Source organism: Oceanospirillum sediminis, from assembly GCF_014164585.1.
Lineage (GTDB): Bacteria > Pseudomonadota > Gammaproteobacteria > Pseudomonadales > Halomonadaceae > Oceanospirillum > Oceanospirillum sediminis.
Genome location: NZ_JACJFM010000251.1, coordinates 1 through 350 on the forward strand (window position 1 = coordinate 1; position 350 = coordinate 350).

General features: G+C 33.7%; 1 protein-coding gene. It reads left to right on the forward strand.

The features are described from left to right. A partial coding sequence (locus H4O21_RS28595; protein WP_220495889.1) for a hypothetical protein occupies positions 1 to 202 on the forward strand: 202 nt, incomplete at its 5' end. Positions 203 to 350 lie beyond the last annotated feature (148 nt).

Here is a 350-nt window from a genome sequence, read left to right on the forward strand (position 1 = left end):
ACAGCTCAAAAAGGGTAGGGCAACTATAAGCCATATTAAAAAGAAAGTTGCGAAAGATTACAAATGTGATGTAAAAGATGTAATTTTAATATCAGCTTCTGAAAGGAAAGCCTCAGGAAATTACACCTTTTGTGCCAATGGTAAAAAGGTGTTTTATAAGCGTAGCGGACATAATGTTGCGGAGAAGCGGAAGTTGTTTTAGTCAAGGTATGAAACTTTTCCATAATCTTTAAAAACTTTTTTGTCAACCCATTTGTGATAGCCTCTTTTTCTTGCATCTAGTAAATCAATATTTAGTTTGTCTGCAATAAGATATCCGTTTTCAATAGCCTTATCAGGATCTTCTAAAG